The sequence below is a fragment of the Variovorax sp. FW301-JW7 genome, assembly GCF_058788795.1.
Window position 1 is genome coordinate 495955 of sequence record NZ_JBYTBC010000001.1, and the last position, 14908, is coordinate 510862.

The 14908-nt window shown below is 67.7% G+C and carries 14 protein-coding genes and 2 tRNA genes; 6 read left to right on the forward strand and 10 right to left on the reverse strand.

The genetic code is table 11. The annotated features are described in order from the left end of the window. Positions 1-5: 5 nt before the first annotated feature. A complete protein-coding gene (locus AC3WQM_RS02100; protein ID WP_095745624.1) occupies positions 6-395 on the reverse strand; it encodes a DUF488 domain-containing protein in 390 nt (129 codons plus the stop codon). 42 nt (positions 396-437) lie between these two features. Continuing rightward, on the reverse strand, positions 438-2315 hold the full coding sequence (locus tag AC3WQM_RS02105; protein WP_492676752.1) for a PhoX family protein: 1878 nt from the start codon (positions 2313-2315) through the stop codon (positions 438-440). A gap of 104 nt (positions 2316-2419) precedes the next feature. Here AC3WQM_RS02105 and AC3WQM_RS02110 point away from each other — a divergent pair, with 104 nt between their 5' ends. After that, positions 2420-3247 (forward strand): crotonase/enoyl-CoA hydratase family protein, encoded by an 828-nt coding sequence (locus AC3WQM_RS02110; RefSeq protein ID WP_070060971.1) that lies wholly within the window; start codon positions 2420-2422, stop codon positions 3245-3247. A gap of 348 nt (positions 3248-3595) precedes the next feature. Then, positions 3596-3877, forward strand: a complete 282-nt coding sequence (locus tag AC3WQM_RS02115; RefSeq protein WP_489058355.1) for a hypothetical protein — start codon at positions 3596-3598, stop codon at positions 3875-3877. Between the two features lie 21 nt (positions 3878-3898). Here the strand turns inward: AC3WQM_RS02115 and AC3WQM_RS02120 are convergent, their stop codons facing one another. Both AC3WQM_RS02120 and AC3WQM_RS02125 read right to left on the reverse strand, forming a co-directional pair. Then, on the reverse strand, positions 3899-5182 hold the full coding sequence (locus AC3WQM_RS02120; protein WP_492676753.1) for an acyl-CoA dehydrogenase family protein: 1284 nt from the start codon (positions 5180-5182) through the stop codon (positions 3899-3901). A gap of 134 nt (positions 5183-5316) precedes the next feature. Continuing rightward, a complete protein-coding gene (locus AC3WQM_RS02125; protein WP_492676754.1) occupies positions 5317-6948 on the reverse strand; it encodes a YadA family autotransporter adhesin in 1632 nt (543 codons plus the stop codon). 276 nt (positions 6949-7224) lie between these two features. Here AC3WQM_RS02125 and AC3WQM_RS02130 point away from each other — a divergent pair, with 276 nt between their 5' ends. After that, positions 7225-7437: a hypothetical protein gene (locus tag AC3WQM_RS02130; protein WP_492676755.1), complete on the forward strand. Its 213-nt coding sequence runs from the start codon at positions 7225-7227 to the stop codon at positions 7435-7437. Here the strand turns inward: AC3WQM_RS02130 and AC3WQM_RS02135 are convergent. Then, entirely contained in the window at positions 7434-7754 is a 321-nt protein-coding gene (locus AC3WQM_RS02135) for a hypothetical protein (RefSeq protein WP_489058352.1), read from the reverse strand. The two genes, AC3WQM_RS02130 and AC3WQM_RS02135, sit on opposite strands and share 4 nt — an antisense overlap. A gap of 144 nt (positions 7755-7898) precedes the next feature. On the opposite strand from AC3WQM_RS02135, the gene AC3WQM_RS02140 reads away from it, so the two are divergent. Then, complete coding sequence (locus tag AC3WQM_RS02140) at positions 7899-8513, forward strand: hypothetical protein (protein ID WP_492676757.1); 615 nt, start codon at positions 7899-7901, stop codon at positions 8511-8513. A gap of 19 nt (positions 8514-8532) precedes the next feature. On the opposite strand, the gene AC3WQM_RS02145 is transcribed toward AC3WQM_RS02140, so the two are convergent. Next, positions 8533-9798 carry a hypothetical protein gene (locus AC3WQM_RS02145; RefSeq protein ID WP_492676758.1) on the reverse strand — a complete coding sequence of 422 codons (1266 nt, stop codon included), beginning with the start codon at positions 9796-9798 and terminating at the stop codon, positions 8533-8535. A gap of 145 nt (positions 9799-9943) precedes the next feature. On the opposite strand from AC3WQM_RS02145, the gene AC3WQM_RS02150 reads away from it, so the two are divergent. Next, positions 9944-10483, forward strand: a complete 540-nt coding sequence (locus AC3WQM_RS02150) for a hypothetical protein (protein ID WP_492676760.1) — start codon at positions 9944-9946, stop codon at positions 10481-10483. 53 nt (positions 10484-10536) lie between these two features. On the opposite strand, the gene AC3WQM_RS02155 is transcribed toward AC3WQM_RS02150, so the two are convergent. Beyond that, entirely contained in the window at positions 10537-12129 is a 1593-nt protein-coding gene (locus AC3WQM_RS02155) for an MORN repeat-containing protein (RefSeq protein WP_492676761.1), read from the reverse strand. A 367-nt stretch (positions 12130-12496) separates the two neighbouring features. Between AC3WQM_RS02155 and AC3WQM_RS02160 the strand changes: the two genes are divergently transcribed. After that, the gene (locus tag AC3WQM_RS02160) at positions 12497-13498 is read left to right on the forward strand and encodes a methyltransferase domain-containing protein (protein ID WP_492676762.1); all 1002 of its coding nucleotides are present in this window, start codon (positions 12497-12499) and stop codon (positions 13496-13498) included. 164 nt (positions 13499-13662) lie between these two features. On the opposite strand, the gene AC3WQM_RS02165 is transcribed toward AC3WQM_RS02160, so the two are convergent. The 3 genes from AC3WQM_RS02165 to AC3WQM_RS02175 form a co-directional block, all read right to left on the reverse strand. Further along, positions 13663-13739, reverse strand: a tRNA-Arg gene (locus tag AC3WQM_RS02165). Between the two features lie 561 nt (positions 13740-14300). After that, on the reverse strand, positions 14301-14486 hold the full coding sequence (locus AC3WQM_RS02170; protein ID WP_139140528.1) for a hypothetical protein: 186 nt from the start codon (positions 14484-14486) through the stop codon (positions 14301-14303). Positions 14487-14816: 330 nt separating this feature from the next. Further along, positions 14817-14893, reverse strand: a tRNA-Pro gene (locus AC3WQM_RS02175). Between the last annotated feature and the right edge of the window lie 15 nt (positions 14894-14908).

The following is a 14908-nucleotide window of genomic DNA, read 5'->3' on the forward strand; positions in this document are numbered from 1 at the left end:
CGCGCTCAGGCCGCGATGTCCGCCCCGCGCTCGGCCAGCAGGCCACGCAGCAGCGAGCGGTGGCAGTGCGACTCGTCCTCGCAGTAGCAGCCGACCGCCAGCGCGGCGGTGTGCGAGAGCGCCGCGAGCAGGTCGAGGCTGCGGCTCGCGTCGGCCTCGGCCATCTCGGCCTTGTACTTGCGCATGAAGGCGTTCCATTGCGCCGGGGTCTCGGCTTCCTGGCCCAGCTTCATCGTCTCGGCCGACGGCGCGAGGTTGGGGTACCACACGTCGTACCAGTTCTGCGCGGCGAACTCGGTCTTCGGCACGCCGCGCGGCGGGCGGCGCACGGTGCCGATGCGCAGGCCCTCGCCGGGTGCGCGCGGGGTGCCGAGGCGGACGATGCGGATGCTCATGACGGGAATCTCCTGGGGCTGTTGTTGTGATGTGTTCGACGGTCAGGTGCCGACGATACCGCCGTCGCGCCGGCGGATCGCCAGCGTGGCCGAGCGCGGGCGCGCGCTGCCGGGCGCCGTGCCGTCGGGCCAGGCGCTGTTGTGCTTCGCGTCGCCGTCGTCGCGCGACTCGCCCGGGTGCTGGATGTTGACGAACAGCGTGCGCCGGTCGGGCGTGACCACGCAGCCCGTGATCTCGCAGCCGTTGGGCCCGGTCAGGAAGCGCTGGATGCGCCCCGTGGCCGGGTCGGCGCACAGCATCTGGTTGTTGCCGAGCGCGGCATAGGGCGGCTTGCCCATGGACTGCCCGCTCATGTCGGTCTGGATCCACAGCAGCCCGCCGCTGTCGAAGTGCAGGCCGTCGGGGCAGCCGAACACGTCGGCGTGGTCGCCGGGGTAGCGTGTGCCGGCGCCGGGCTGCGCGGGGTCGCCCGCGAGCGCGTAGTGGTCCCAGGCGAAGGCGGTGCTCGCCGCGTCGCCGCCGTCCTCGCGCCAGCGCAGGATGCCGCCGAAGAAGTTGGGCGCGCGCGGGTTGGCGGCGTCGGCGCCGGGCTTGCCGAGGTCGCCGCGCTGCGTGTTGTTGGTGAGCGTGACGTACACCTCGCCGCTGTGCGGATGCACGGCGATCCATTCGGGGCGGTCCATCTTCGTGCCGCCGACGATGTCGCCCGCCAGCCGGGCGTGGATCAGCACTTCGGCTTGGTTGGCGAAGCCGCTGGCGGCGTCGATGCCTTGGCGGCCGTGCACCAGCTCGAGCCAGCGCCCCCGCCCGTCGGCGTCGAAGCGCGCGACGTGCAGCGTGCCTTCGTCGAGCAGGTGCCGGTTGGCCGCGCGCGCGGCGGCATCGGTGCCGGGGCGCACGGGGTCGCGGCTCACGAACTTGTAGATGTATTCGAAGCGCGCGTCGTCGCCCATGTAGACCACCACGCGGCCGTCCCTGGCCACGGTGCAGGTCGCGCTTTCCTGGCGCTTGCGGCCGAGCGCGGTGCGCTTGACGGGCGCCGACTCGGGGTCGAAGGGATCGATCTCGACCACCCAGCCGAAGCGGTGCGGCTCGTTCGGATGGCGGCTCAGGTCGAAGCGCTCGTCGAAGCGCCAGTACTCCACCCACTGCGCGCCCGGCACCGTGCCATAGCGGCGCTGCGCGGGTGTCGCGTGGTTCGCGGCCTCTTTGGGGCCGCCGAAGTAGCCGTGGAAGTTCTCCTCGCAGGTCAGGTAGGTGCCCCAGGGCGTGACGCCCATCGCGCAGTTGGCGAAGGTACCGAAGACGCCGGTGCCCGCCGGGTCGGCGGCGGTGCGCATCAGCGGCGTGCCCGCGGCGGGGCCGGCGATGCGCATCGGCGTGCGGCCGTGCACGCGGCGCGCGTAGGGCGAGGGCAGCACCTGGCGCCAGCCTTCTTGTGTGCGGCGGACCTCGATCACCGACACGCCCATCGCATGCAGCGACTTGCGGACCTTGTCGGCGTTCCAGGCCTTCACGCCGTCGGTGTGCAGCAGCTGCTCGTCGGTGTACTCGTGGTTCATCACGAGCAGGCCGCGTTCACCGCGCGCATCGAGCGCGAAGAAGTGCATGCCGTCGTGGTGCATGCCCGCCTGCAGGGCCTGCTCGTCGGCGCTGTTGCCGGCGTCGGGCGCGAAGGCCGGCATGCGGCCCGCAACGCCCGTGGGCGCGCCCCAGGGGTAGAGCATCTGCCACTCGTACTCCGGCGGCACCACCACCGCATCGCGTTGCGAAATGGGCACGCTGGTGAAGAAGCCCGACGGGCTCGTCGCGCCCGTGGAAGGCGGCAGCTGCGAGCGCGCGCAGCCCTGGCCGAACAGCGCGACGACGGCGGCGGTGGCGCCCGATTGCAGGAGAAAGTGACGGCGGTCCAGGGTCATGGCGAGGCGGCGGAGGTGTTGGGTCGGCGACAGTGCGCATCATCGCCCAGCGGCCCGGTCGCGCGATACTGGACCGATACCCGGACACCGACAGGAGACATGCAATGAGCGACCGTATCGAATGGACCCGCCACGCCGACGGCGTGGTGGAACTGCAGCTGGCGCGCGCCGACAAGATGAACGCGCTCGACCCCGCGATGTTCGACGCGCTGGTCCAGGCGGGCGAAGCGCTGCGCGACGACAGGAGCGTGCGCGCCGTGGTCATCGCGGGCCGCGGCAAGGCCTTCTGCGCGGGGCTCGACATGGCGTCGTTCGAACGCATGGGGCAGGGCGCCGCCAGCGACGTGCTGGGCGCGGCGGCCGGCGGCACCGACCTGGTCGCGCGCACGCACGGCCTCTCGAATGCCGCGCAGCAGGTGGCGATGGTGTGGCGCGAAGTGCCGGTGCCGGTCATCGCGGCCGTGCATGGCGTGGCCTTCGGCGGCGGGCTGCAGGTGGCGCTGGGCGCCGACATCCGGCTCGTGGCGGCCGACACCAAGCTGTCGGTGATGGAGATCAAGTGGGGCCTCGTGCCCGACATGGCGGGCATGGTGCTGATGCGCGAACTGGCGCGCACCGACGTCGTGCGCGAACTCACCTTCACCGGCCGTATCTTCTCGGGCGAGGAGGCCGTGCGCCTGGGCCTGGCCACGCGCGTGGCCGCCGACCCGTTGGCCGAGGCGCTGCAGATGGCGCATGAGATCGCAACCAAGAGCCCCGACGCGATCCGCGCCGGCAAGCGGCTGCTGAATGCGTCGCTCGCGCACAGCGCTGCCGAGCTGCTGATCGCCGAGTCGGTTGAGCAGCAGGCGCTGATCGGCAGCCCGAACCAGCTCGAGGCCGTGAAGGCCAACATCGAGCGGCGCGCGCCGCAGTTCAGCGCGCCGGCCTGAGTTTTCTCTTCTGGTTTTTCCTGCGTTCCTCGCGGTGCCGACACCGCGAGGCGCAGCTGTTGGCGCGCCCGTTTCTGCCGGTAGAAGGGGCGTTCGCAACATTTCGTATGCCAAAAATCGTACACAAAGTGCACCAGCCGTGTCTTCGTGTAAGAATTAAGTAGTTGTTTTCCCGAGTAATTCGACGGAATTGACCGCACTTAGTGTGCGGAAGATCACGACTTGTCGTATGCCCTCGGTCGGGGAAATGGCTATCGGAGTCACACTCGAAAACAATTAATCAACTTCTTGCTTTGGCTAGCGACGGCGTCCTGCATGTCGACGAATACGTTTTTTTGCAATCTCAGCGTGCCCATCCTCGTGGGCGAGGACCGCTACAAGTACGTCCCGATCGTGGGGGTGTTTCGCAGCATTCCCATCGAACAGGTCGACGCCTGGGTGATGCACCCTGATGGCCGGCCGCGCAGCGATCGCGAACTCGCCGCCGAAGTGCTGGTCGAAATCCGCAAGCCGCTCGGCACCAGCGGCCACACGGCGCCGAACGCCTTCGACGTCGCCGACATCCTGCAGCTCGATCGCGCGGCTGCGATCGTGGTGTCGACCTTTCTCGCGGCGTTGCCGCGGGTCTGAACACCTTCCTCGTTTCTCGTCTCAGCTGGCAATGGCGCCGACCGCCCAGTAGAAGGTCGGCCGCGCACCGTTGAGCAGGTGGTCGCCCACCACGCGCCCCTTGTAGATCGTCGGGTTGTGTGACGCCAGCGTGCGCGCATTGCGCCAGTGCCGGTCGAGCCGCCGGTCTTCCTGCAAGGCCGAAGCGCCGCCGATGTCGAACAGCCGCGTGCCCGCCTGCAGCACCGCATCGACGATGCCGGCCTGCGCCTTGGCGGTGTTCAGCTCCACCTCGAACAGCAGCTGCTCGGGCACGGCCTCGCCGCGCTGCAGGTGGCGGTCGACCTCGCCCAGGCCGCGCGCCACCGCCTGCACCGTCGACGCGGCCACGAAGGCCGTGCTCGCGAGCTGGCCGATCACCTGCTGCACCAACGGGTCTTCGCGCGGCGTGGCGCCGCTGCCGTGGCTGTAGACGCGCTTGCGTGGCTGCACGAAGGCCACCGCGTCGCGCACGATGGCGCGTGCGATGCCCGCCAGCGTGGCCAGGTGCGTGAGCTGGAAATGCGCGGTGAGCGGCGTCGGTTGATCGCGCACGTACAGCAGCACGTGCTCGGGCTTCACGCGGACCTGGCGAAAGCGCGTCGTGCCCGAGGCACTCAGGCGCTGGCCGAAGCCACGCCAGTCGTCGACGCGCTCCACGCCCGCCGCCTCCGCAGGCACGAGCGCGATCACGCGGTCGCTGCTGCCGTCGTCGTTCAGGCGCTGGGCCGCGACCGAGATCCAGTCGGCGTAGAGCGTGCCGGTGCTGTAGAACTTGTCGCCGTCCAGGCGCCATGTGTCGGCGCTGTGCGCGTCGCGCGTGAGCGTGGTCTGCAGCGCGCCGAGCGCGCCTTCGCCGAGCTCGGTGGTGGCGTTGCCGAAGATCACGCCGTCGGCCGCCAGGCGCATCCACGGGCCGTGCAGCGCGGGATCGATCTCGGCGAACAGGCGTTCGATGAAGCCGAAGTGCGCGCGAAGGATCTGCGGCAGGTTGGAGTCGGCCTCGCCGAGTTCGATCAGCAGGTCGTACAGCTGCTCGACCGAGGCACCGAGGCCGCCGTGTGCGAGCGGCACGCGCAGCGCACCGAAGCGGGCGGCCTTGAGCCAGGCCACCGGCGCGTAGGCCAGTTCGCGCTCGTTCTCGCGCTGCGCCGCGTGCTCGGCGATGCGGTCGAAGACGGGGCGGAAGCGCTCGGCGAGTTGCTGCGACGAGGGGGCGGGTGTGGAAGGGCGGGTGGGGGCCGTGGGCGCGGCAGGGCGCGTCGGCGTGTCGTGAAGGGATGCCATGGCGAGCCGGGCGGCCCCGAGGGCGCGCCGGAAAAAGAGCGATACAGGCGTGGGACTGTGCCCGCGCCATGCCCTCGGGGGGAAATACGCTTTTCGTGTTTTCTTATGCGCGGCAGGTGTGCTGTGTCATCGCGTCAGAACTCGCCCTTCAGCCCCACGCGCACACCCACCGATCCGCTCGAGCCGCTGACCCCGGCGGAGAGCGCCAGCGGCATGTCCGTCGCGAGGCGGTGCACGACGCTGGCACCCATCGCGGAGTGGCCCTTGTAGTTCGCCAGCTGCGCGGCCCAGCTGGTCTTGCCCGGTGCGGACGGCATCGGCGCATCGCCCATCGCCATCGCCGCGGCCACGCCCTTGGCCGCGAAGCTGCGCGCCTCCGACACCGCAGCCGCCGTCAGCTGCTGGGCCTGCTGCAGGTTGACCGCATCGGTGGGCAGCACGCCGGGCGCCACGTTGGCGATGCTGCGCGTCTGGCCGGTGGCCGCGTTGCCCACCGACACCGAGTTGTCGCGCGTGGCCACCGAGCCTTGGCCCAGAGCAACCGAGTTCGATCCTGCGGCCAGCGTGTTGGCGCCCAGCGCCACCGCGTTGTTGCCGGTGGCGACGGCGTCGTTGCCGACGGCGGTCGTCGGATCGGCCAGCGCCTTCGCGCCCGCGCCGATCGCCACCGAGCCCGCGTAGCGCGCCTGCGCCCCGTTGCCGATCGCCGTGGTGTTGTCGCCCTGGGCCGTGGCGTTGGTGCCCAGTGCCGTGGCGCCCGTGCCCGTGGCCTGCGTGCCGGTGCCGCAGGTCACGTTGCCGCCGCTGAAGCTGCACAGGCCGTTGGACAGCGCCTGGTTCATGACGCCCTGCAAGGCGGCGATCTGCTGCATCGTGAAGGTGTTGGCGGTGGTCAGCGCGCCTTGCTGCACCTGCTGCAGCTGGCCGACATTGGCGGCATCGGTGGCGGCGACGCCCGCGCGCACGTTGCTCAGCGTGGTGCCGGCGCCGCCGTTGGCGTTCAGCGCGACCTGGGCACCGCCCGCGCCGTACTGCACGGAGTTGTTCGCCACGCCCAGCGCCGTGTTGGCCGTGCCTTGCGCGGCGACGGCGGTGGCCTTGGCATCCGTGGCGCTGGCTTGCGCACCCTGCGCCGCGCCGAGGGCCACGTTGGCGGTGCCCTGGGCGGCCACCGCCGCGGCCTGCGCGGTGGCGACGCCCGCCTGCGCGGTTTGCGCGGCGCTCAGGGCTGTGTTGGCCGTGCCTTGCGCTGCGCCCGCGTCGACCATGGCGGTGAGGGCCGTGCCATTGGCGGCGGAGGCCGTGGCCTGTGCGTTGGCCGCGCTCTGCTGCACGGTGTACAGCTGGCCGCCGTTGACGGCATCGGTGCTGGTGGCGTTCACCGCGCCGGCGCTCACGTTGACCAGGCCACGCGTCTGTCCCGCGCTGCCGAAAGACACGGTGTTGGCCGATGTGGCGACCGAGTTCGCGCCGATGGCCACGCCGCCGTTCGCACCGTTCACGACCCGGCTGCCGGAGCCGATCGCCACACTGCCCGTGGCCAGTGCAGCGGCGCCCGAGGCCCCGTTGTCCGCGCCGCCGATGGCCGTGCTGCCGTTGCCGGATGCCACGGCGCCCTGGCTGGCGCCCGAGGCGCTGCCGATGGCGACCGCGGCGTTGCCCGATGCCTGTGCGCCGCTGCCGCCCGACGGGCCGGTGCCGGTGCAACAACCGTTGCCGCCTGCGGCTCCCGCGCCGAGTGCGATGGCCCCGCCCGCCGATGCCACGGCGCCACGTCCTCCGGCGCCGCCTATGCCGCCTGCGTCGCTCGATCCGCCGGTCCCTCCGCCGCCGACGGCCGTAGCACCGCCGGCGGTGGCGCTGGCACCGGTGCCACCCGAGCCACCGGTTCCGCCAGAGGTCCCGGACCCGCCATTGCCGCCCCCACCCAGTGCTGTCGCGCCATCGAAGGCGGCCGAGGCTGCAGCGCCGCCGAGGCCGCCCGTGCCACCCGAACTGCCCGCGCCTGCGCTCCCCGCATCGCCGTGCGTCAAGCCGGCCGCATGGACACTGCCGGCAACCCACAAGGCCGTGGCAGCCAGATGCCGAAGGGCGCGGACGCGCGGTGGTTGTCCATGGACACCATGGATGTGGACGTGGATCGGCATGGACTCTTCCCCTGTGAAAGCAAACAAGACAAACGCGTCGAAGTGTGTCTTTTCGCCTTCGAGGAGGCCATCACCGAAAACTGGTACGAGCCCTCGCCGGGGTGCTAGATCGCCTTGACTTCGAAGTACGCCTCGTCCGTGTCGCCCAGGTCGCGAAAGCCTGCCTTGCGCGCGGCGTCGTAGGCCTTGATCCAGCGCGCGGCCAGGGCGATCTCGGTCTTGGTGAGGTCGGTGTCGCTCGATTCGCTGGCGTTCTGGAACGCGCGCATCACGGGCAGCACGTCGGCGCCCAGCTGCTTTTCGAGTTCGCGCCGGAAGCGTTGTTCTGCGACCCTGACCGCGTCGGCCGACGAATGGGGGTAGTCGATCAGCTTGGCGCAGAAGGCTTCGCCCCGTTCGTCTTCGGATGCCTCAGGCAGGACCATAGGGGCGGGCTCGTGAAAGTGGAAGACGGTCGAGGGCGGCGTTGCCGGCCGGGGGAAGAAGAGTTCAGCTTGGGTCATGGCTCACCCACGCGGTGGACTGGGATGCGTTCTTCGGCATGTGGATTCCTTGAGAATACTGTTTAAATGTACAGTATTGAATCCAGAATTCAAATGACAGGCGGCGTACATCTGACGCTTGGAACCCTCTGCTTTAATGGCGCCTTGCCCGGAAGGGCCCAGGCTTGTTTCACAGAGGAAGGCGACGTGCAGATGGATTGGATGACCGTCCTGGGGACCGTCGCAGTGATCGTCCTGCAGGGGCTGTCGTTCTGGTTCCTCTACTGGCTCTGGAAGAAGCTTCGCACGCCCAAGGCGCCCCGGGCGGGTGCTGCGCCTCTTGTGATCAAGGGCGGGGTGATCCCCGCCGTGGCCACGTTCACCGGCCTGCGCGGAATGCCGTGGATCGCGTTGGCGACCAACAGCCTGAACCCTGTCTTCCGTATCGAACGCGAGCAGCTGGTGTACCGCGTGCTGCGCCAGCGCGAGCGGCCCTTTGCGGACATTCGCCAGGTCGATGTGCGCGAGGCCTACGGCACCTTCAACCTGATCTTCGAGTTCCACGACACGCGGCGCACCTTCGTGGCGAATGTGGGCACTGCGGCGCGCGGTGCGCAGGCGCTGTCGTTGCTGCCCGAGAGCGTGCCGCTTTCGGGACGCGCGCGGGAGGCCATGCGAGCGAGCTCGTCGACACGGGCGTGATGGTGATGAGCGCCCGGTATCAGCGCCCACCCGGCGACGTGATCCTGGGCACCGTGCCCACCGGAATGTTGGGATAGGGGCTGCGAATGCCGGCCTCCGGCGCCGCACCCGGGCCGAAGTGGTTGCGAGCGACACACTGCCGGCCACTGGCCTGTACCTGGTTGCAGGCCTGGCTTGCAGTGGTGTAGTTCTGTTGGTATTGCTGGCGTTCGACGGCGCGCTGTTGAGGCGTGCCATCGCCGCAGCCGGCATCGATCAATTGGACTGCGGTGCTCGTCATCCACATCACCGTTTCCTGGCTGGAGGTGACGGCCGCATTGGAGGGAATCCTTGTGGCAATGACGGCCTGCTTCAGGGCTTCGCATTGCTGGGCGGAAAGGCGTCCTCCCGCAGGCCGAGGGGTCGCCTCGACGGCACCCGCCGGGCCGCCGCCGGATTCGCCTGCCATCTGCCGTGCCGCTGTGGCGGCCAGCGGGTGATCGGGGAAGCGGCTCATCAACGCGCGCTGCACTTCGCGCGCACGGGCGCTGTCGCCCTGGGCGTTCAATTCGTCGGCACGGGCGAAGAGCTGGCCCGGGTTCATGGCCTGCAGGCTCGTGCGGAACTGCTGCTCCGATCGTGCGGCCTCGTCGCGCTTGCGTTGCTCCGCTTGCGCGACTTCATCGCGTGTGCGCTGCACGACCTCCGCCGCGACCCGCTTGCGTTCGGCGAATGCGCGTGCCGCAACGTCCTGTGCGGCAGGCGATCGCGCGCTCTTGCACATCTCTTTCCTGGTCACGGGGTCCACCTCTTTCCAAACGCCCGGCTGATCTGGAATCCAGTCGTTGCATTCGAAGACCTCGCCCCAAATCTCTGCGTCCTTCGTGCTTGCAACGACAACAGGCGCGGCCGGCTTCGAGCCACGGCCGGCGCTCGATTCGTCCTGGGTGCAATTTCCTCTGTAGCCAGAGCCGGGCACATAGCTCCATTTCGCTGCGCCTCGGTGCTTCGTGGCGCAGGCAAACCAATGCACCGTGCCATTGAGGATGTTGCCTTCCTCCCGGCCGGGGAGCAGCGTGCTGAGCCCGCCATTGGGGCACCTGAACGCGTCGGAGCTGTCGAAGAAATTCTGGGTTTGTCGAGGGTTCTCGACGCAGAAGCCAACGTCGACCGGGTAGTCGCACCGGTTGAACAGCGTCCGGTTTTTCTCGACGACGCAATGGCTGTCGGTGCCGTCGCTCGCCGCGTGCGCATGCAACGCACCCAGCATCAACAGGCTCGCTATCAGGAAGCGTCGGATCGACATGCGAGCCTTTGTGGGTTTCAAGGCACTTGAATCTAGCGGCGTGCCTGGCAAATCAAATACCGTGTCTGTGGGAGTCCACGGAAACCGGTGGTGCGCATCGGCCGCAGGCGACCCATGCGGCACGGGCCTCGCTACCATCGCATCCATGCGCCTCACCTTCCTCGCCAGCCTTCTGCTGACCGCCTGCGGCATGGCCCAGGCGCAGCAGGTCTACCGATGCGGCAACCAGTACAGCGGCGAGCCGTGTGGGAGCGGCGGAGGCCGCGTGATCGACGTGTCGCCTCCGGTGCGCAACCTCGATGCGGCAGGCGCGTCCCAGGTGTTTCTCTGCGTCAGCAACAGCGGAGGGCGGTTCTGGTCGCCGAATCACTGCCGCGAGCGGGGTGCGCTGGTCGAGCGCATCGAACCGGTCCCGGCAGGATTGCCGTGGGAGCAGCAGGTGGAGATGGCCGACCGGCAAACCAGGCAAGGCTATGCGGTGCAGCAACAGGCCGCGCAACAACGCGGCGCGACCTCGCCAGGCGTGACGAGGGGCAGTGGCGACGCGTCGCGCTGCGCGCACTTCAACGAGCGGGTGGCGTACTACGACCGCATGGCGCGACAGCCGCAGAGTGGCGCGACCCAATCCTGGATCGCCGAGCAGCGCAAGGAGGCGCGGGATCAGCAGTTCAGGGCGAGGTGCTGAGGCCCGCGAAAAACGGCGGCGCGTGACGCCGTGAGGCCTGCGCTCGCAGGGCCTCAACGGCCGGGCCCGAAATGATTCTGCGCAACACACCGGCGCCCGCCGGATTGCACGGCATTGCAGGCGTTCTCGGCGGCTGCGTACTGCTGTTGACGCGTCTGGCGTTCCGAGGCGATCTGGGCGGGTGTCACGCCGGGCTCGGTGGGGCAGTTGGCGGCGATCATGTCCAGCACCGTCTTCGTCATGAACATCACCGTTTCCTGGCTGGCGGTGATCGAGGCATTGGGTGCGACCTTCGTCGCGATGACCGACTGCTTCATGGCCTCGCACGTCTGACTGGAAGGGCGCGTGCCTGCGGGGCGACCGGCCGCATTGGCGGCGCCTCCTGGCGACGAGCCGCCACCGGACTCACCCGTCATCTGCCGCGCCGCCGTGGCCGCCAGCGGGTGATCGGGAAAGCGGCTCATCAACGTGCGCTGCACTTCGCGCGCACGGGCGCGGTCGCCCTGCGCGTTCAGCTCGTCGGCACGTGCGAACAACTGGCCGGGGTTCATGGTTTGCAGGCTGGCCTGGAACTGCTGTTCGGCGCGTGCGGCCTCTTCGCGTTTGCGTTGCTTCTCGGCCTCTGCGGCGAGCCGGGTCTTCTCGGCGGTCTCGCGGGCAGCGGCTTCGCGCGCGGCCGGCAGATTGACCTCGGTGCGAACGCCGGCCAAGTCGTACTGCGTGCCTACCGACAGCTTGCCGCTTTCGTAGCGGCCCTCTTCGGCCAGTGTGCCATCGGCGCGGTACTCACGTCCTTGCGTGCGCCAATTGGTGCTCATGCTCCCCTCGAAGCGTGTGCCGTCGGCGCGCAAGAAAGTACCCTGGAAGGACGCGTTCTTGCTCCAGCTGCCTGACTTCGTCCCGCCGTCGCGGAGTACCTGCAGACCTTGTCCTTCACGGTTGTCATCGACCACGTTTCCCACGTAGCGATTGCCGTTGGGGGCATACAGCATGTCGGCGGCGCCCTGCACGCGATTGGTACTGAACTGCCCGCGCTGGATCTCGCCGTCGGAAAAGACGCGTGTGCCGGTGCCGTCTGCCTTGCCGTCCTTGACTTGCCCGTAGTAGACCCAGGTCGTGTCGCCGTTGCTCTTGCCCGACAGCATGTCGCCCGTGCCCACTTCGCGCACGCGTGCCCCGATCTCTTGCGACAGGCGCTGCGGCTGCGCCAGGCCGCCGAGCTTGCGCTCGTTCTCGCGGTCATCTCCGTTGAGCACCGCGGTGAACATCGCATCGGGCGTGACCTCCTTGCGGTAGAAGCCGAGGAAGTTGCGCGTGCCTTCGCCGATGGCTGCCTGCAGCCGCTCGAGGTAGCCCTTGGCGCGCGCGCAGGTCTTCTGTGCGCTCAATACGAAACGGCAACCGATGTGGGCCGAGCAAAGGTCGGCCTGGGTGATGGTGGCTTCGTCCTTGAGTTCAAGGCAATTCGCGATCTCGGGATTGACCTGGGCCCGGGCTTCCATGGGGACGGCGACCACACAGGCCGAGAGGACGAGTGCCGACAGCAAAAAGTGCGGGAACCGGGTCGCTTGCCTGGGGCACCGACGCCCTCTGCGCATGAGAGTGGAAATGGGCGCAGGTTCTCGTGCGGTGGTCGCCATCGTCATGACGTTCTCCTCGGTCTGTGATCGGCCGAATCTAGCGGAGCGATCTGCAAACCAAATACCGCTTTTGTGGGAGGCCACGGGAATCGGTGGGGCGTGTCGCCTGGGGCGAGACGAGAGGCGCATGCCGGCCCCTCGGATGGGAGGCAGGGCTTTCCGACCTGCGGTCAGGACGCGGACGACAGAGGGGAAATGGTGCTCGGAGGGGATTGAAGGGTGCGCGCAACCAGGTCGTCAGGTCGCCAGTGCGCCGTTTTTGATCGGCTGTGGGAAGTTGGTCGCTGGGCCGACGCCACGGAGCCTTAACCGCCCTGAATTGCGCCTCGATCCTGGCTTCGGTCAGGGCCGAGGACCGTGCAATACTGGTGCGATGACTCGCATCGAAAAACTACTTGAGGGGATCGATCTTCAGGCTGCGGCGGGGATCGAGATCGGAGCACTGGACAAGCCCATCATTCCAAGGGAATCGCCCGGGGTGTTCTATGTTGACCACGTAGACACGCCAGCCTTGCGCGAGAAGTACGGCGACGATCCGCAGGTCAACGTGGACAACCTTGTTCATGTCGGTGGAGTCTGGGGCGAGAAGGGTCTACCGGAGATCGCAGCTTCCGTGGCTCCCGTGGATTTCCTTGTCGCCTCGCACGTCATCGAGCATGTTCCCAACCTCATCGCCTGGCTGAAGGAAATCGAGGCGGTGCTGAAGCCCACGGGGAGCCTGCGCTTGGCGATCCCAGACCGGCGCTACACCTTCGACCTGCTGCGAACTGAAACCGTGCTGGCCGATGTCCTGTCCGCCTATCTCGTTGGCGCGCGTATTCCTCAGATCCGGCAGGTGATCGACGACGTGGCGAACGTTGCCGAGGTCGATACGTGGCACGTCTGGGACGGAACGCTCGACCGCTCGCGCCTAGCATTGCTGCATCCGCCGGTCGACATTGAGATGCTGGCGCGCGACGTGCTGGAGAACCAGACGTACCATGATGTGCATTGCTGGGTGTTCACCCCGTCGTCGTTCGCCCAGCTCATGGGGCGGATGGCCGAACTGGGCTACCACTCGTTCAAGTGCACTCGACATTTCCCGACCGAATACCACCAGAACGAATTCATCGTACACGCCCAACCAGGTGCGAATGCCGCAGAGGCGGCCGCGAGCTGGCAAGCGATGTTCGTTGATGTGGAGCGCGATGCCGTGGAGAAGGCGGAGCCTGCGGCTCTGGAACGGGCAATGGCTTCGCGAGATACCGAGATCGAGGCACTTCAGGCACAGATGGCAAACCTGAAGGCAACCATCAAGGCCTTGAAGGATTCGAACTCCTGGAAGGTCACTGCGCCCATGCGTTCAGTCGTGCACGCCCTGCGGCGCGGTCGCTGATCTGGCGCCTACCACCAAGCAGGTACGGGCATCCGCCGCAGCGACCAAGGGAAAGGGTGAGCAGGGTCGGCGGCCTCCGTTGCTCGTGGCGCAAAAACGCCGGCTTCTACGGAGGGGAAATGGCTGTTTCCGGCTCTTTGTGGGGGGAACGTGGAGCCAAAAATTGGCCTGCCCGGAGGGGATCGAACCCCCGACAACCTGCTTAGAAGGCAGGTGCTCTATCCAACTGAGCTACGGGCAGATTCCGGTCGAGAAACGAGGGCCGCAGCCTTCAGTCCTCGGGCCGCACGCAGTGCGGCAGCAGACCGAAAAATCAACGGTCTGGACGCTTCTGCCTCTGACCGGGGAAGCGCGGATTCTACCTACAACCCTCCAGGCACGACGCCTTCGTGGGTGGTCGCTGCTGAGGGGGCGAATGCGCGGGGATGGCGCGGGACGAGACCCTGGCGGTCTCGGCTGCCTGCTTGGACACGAGTTGCTTCTTGCCGCAGGCGCTGCACCGGTAGAGCCTGAGGGCGGGGAACACCCTCATCCACGCCCGCCGCTCGACGCGACGAAGACCGGCCAACCCGCAGGAACATCGGAAAAACAGATTCACCAGCATCACAGAAGAGTTCAAACCGGGAAGGTGTGGACACTCTTTCCCCGATGCTGCTTCGCGGTTTGCGCAACCGTGAAGCACCCGCGTTCGATTCTGTGGGGGCGCAAGGCATGCAGCGAAAGGGCTGCATGCGCAACAGATTGCTAAGGACGGCGTTTCGACCGTCCGATGCCTCTGAGGATCGCTGGGGCCGAGGGGGCGTCAGACGTTTTCCGAGCGGTACTTCCAGACCGCGTCGTTCACCGCGCGTTCGGACGCCAGTTGCTTCTTTCCGCAGGCGCTGCATTGGTAGAAGCGCAGGCTCGAGAAGAGTCGCATCCATGGCCGGCGCTCGATGCGTGCGAGATGCCTGAGGCCGCAAGAACAGCGGGAAAAGTAATTCAGCATCGGAAAAGGGTCCAGGGGTGAGGGTTCTGTTGCGACGTCCATCCCTGACTCAGCTCTTCGGCTTTGTAAACGCGATTCCGCTTACTTTGTAAACACGATCACGATTGGCTCGATTCTGCGTGAGCGCCGAGGGCCTCGCGGGTAGTTCCTTAAGAAAAAGGTTGTCTTGACGGTGTAACAACAAGGCAGCGGCGTTGCCCGATGTACGGAAAGCCGTGGGTCGTGCTACGAAACGTCTAAAGGGCGGTGAGATTCGCGGTGATCGCGAGCGGCCCGGAAAAGAAAAAAGCCTGCAACGACTTTCATCGTTGCAGGCTTTCACTTTTCTTTTGGTCGGGGCGAAAGGATTCGAACCTTCGACCCTCTGGTCCCAAACCAGATGCGCTACCAGGCTGCGCTACACCCCGCCAAGCCTTCCATTC

Excerpts from the sequence above, each read along its gene's own strand:
- AC3WQM_RS02135 (WP_489058352.1), bottom strand. The coding sequence starts at position 7,754 with ATGGTCCTGCCTGAGGCATCCGAAGACGAACGGGGCGAAGCCTTCTGC.
- AC3WQM_RS02100 (WP_095745624.1), bottom strand. The coding sequence starts at position 395 with ATGAGCATCCGCATCGTCCGCCTCGGCACCCCGCGCGCACCCGGCGAG.
- AC3WQM_RS02145 (WP_492676758.1), bottom strand. The coding sequence starts at position 9,798 with ATGTCGATCCGACGCTTCCTGATAGCGAGCCTGTTGATGCTGGGTGCG.
- AC3WQM_RS02130 (WP_492676755.1), top strand. The coding sequence starts at position 7,225 with ATGGACACTGCCGGCAACCCACAAGGCCGTGGCAGCCAGATGCCGAAG.
- AC3WQM_RS02140 (WP_492676757.1), top strand. The coding sequence starts at position 7,899 with ATGTACAGTATTGAATCCAGAATTCAAATGACAGGCGGCGTACATCTG.
- AC3WQM_RS02160 (WP_492676762.1), top strand. The coding sequence starts at position 12,497 with ATGACTCGCATCGAAAAACTACTTGAGGGGATCGATCTTCAGGCTGCG.
- AC3WQM_RS02110 (WP_070060971.1), top strand. The coding sequence starts at position 2,420 with ATGAGCGACCGTATCGAATGGACCCGCCACGCCGACGGCGTGGTGGAA.
- AC3WQM_RS02170 (WP_139140528.1), bottom strand. The coding sequence starts at position 14,486 with ATGCTGAATTACTTTTCCCGCTGTTCTTGCGGCCTCAGGCATCTCGCA.
- AC3WQM_RS02105 (WP_492676752.1), bottom strand. The coding sequence starts at position 2,315 with ATGACCCTGGACCGCCGTCACTTTCTCCTGCAATCGGGCGCCACCGCC.
- AC3WQM_RS02155 (WP_492676761.1), bottom strand. The coding sequence starts at position 12,129 with ATGACGATGGCGACCACCGCACGAGAACCTGCGCCCATTTCCACTCTC.
- AC3WQM_RS02120 (WP_492676753.1), bottom strand. The coding sequence starts at position 5,182 with ATGGCATCCCTTCACGACACGCCGACGCGCCCTGCCGCGCCCACGGCC.
- AC3WQM_RS02150 (WP_492676760.1), top strand. The coding sequence starts at position 9,944 with ATGCGCCTCACCTTCCTCGCCAGCCTTCTGCTGACCGCCTGCGGCATG.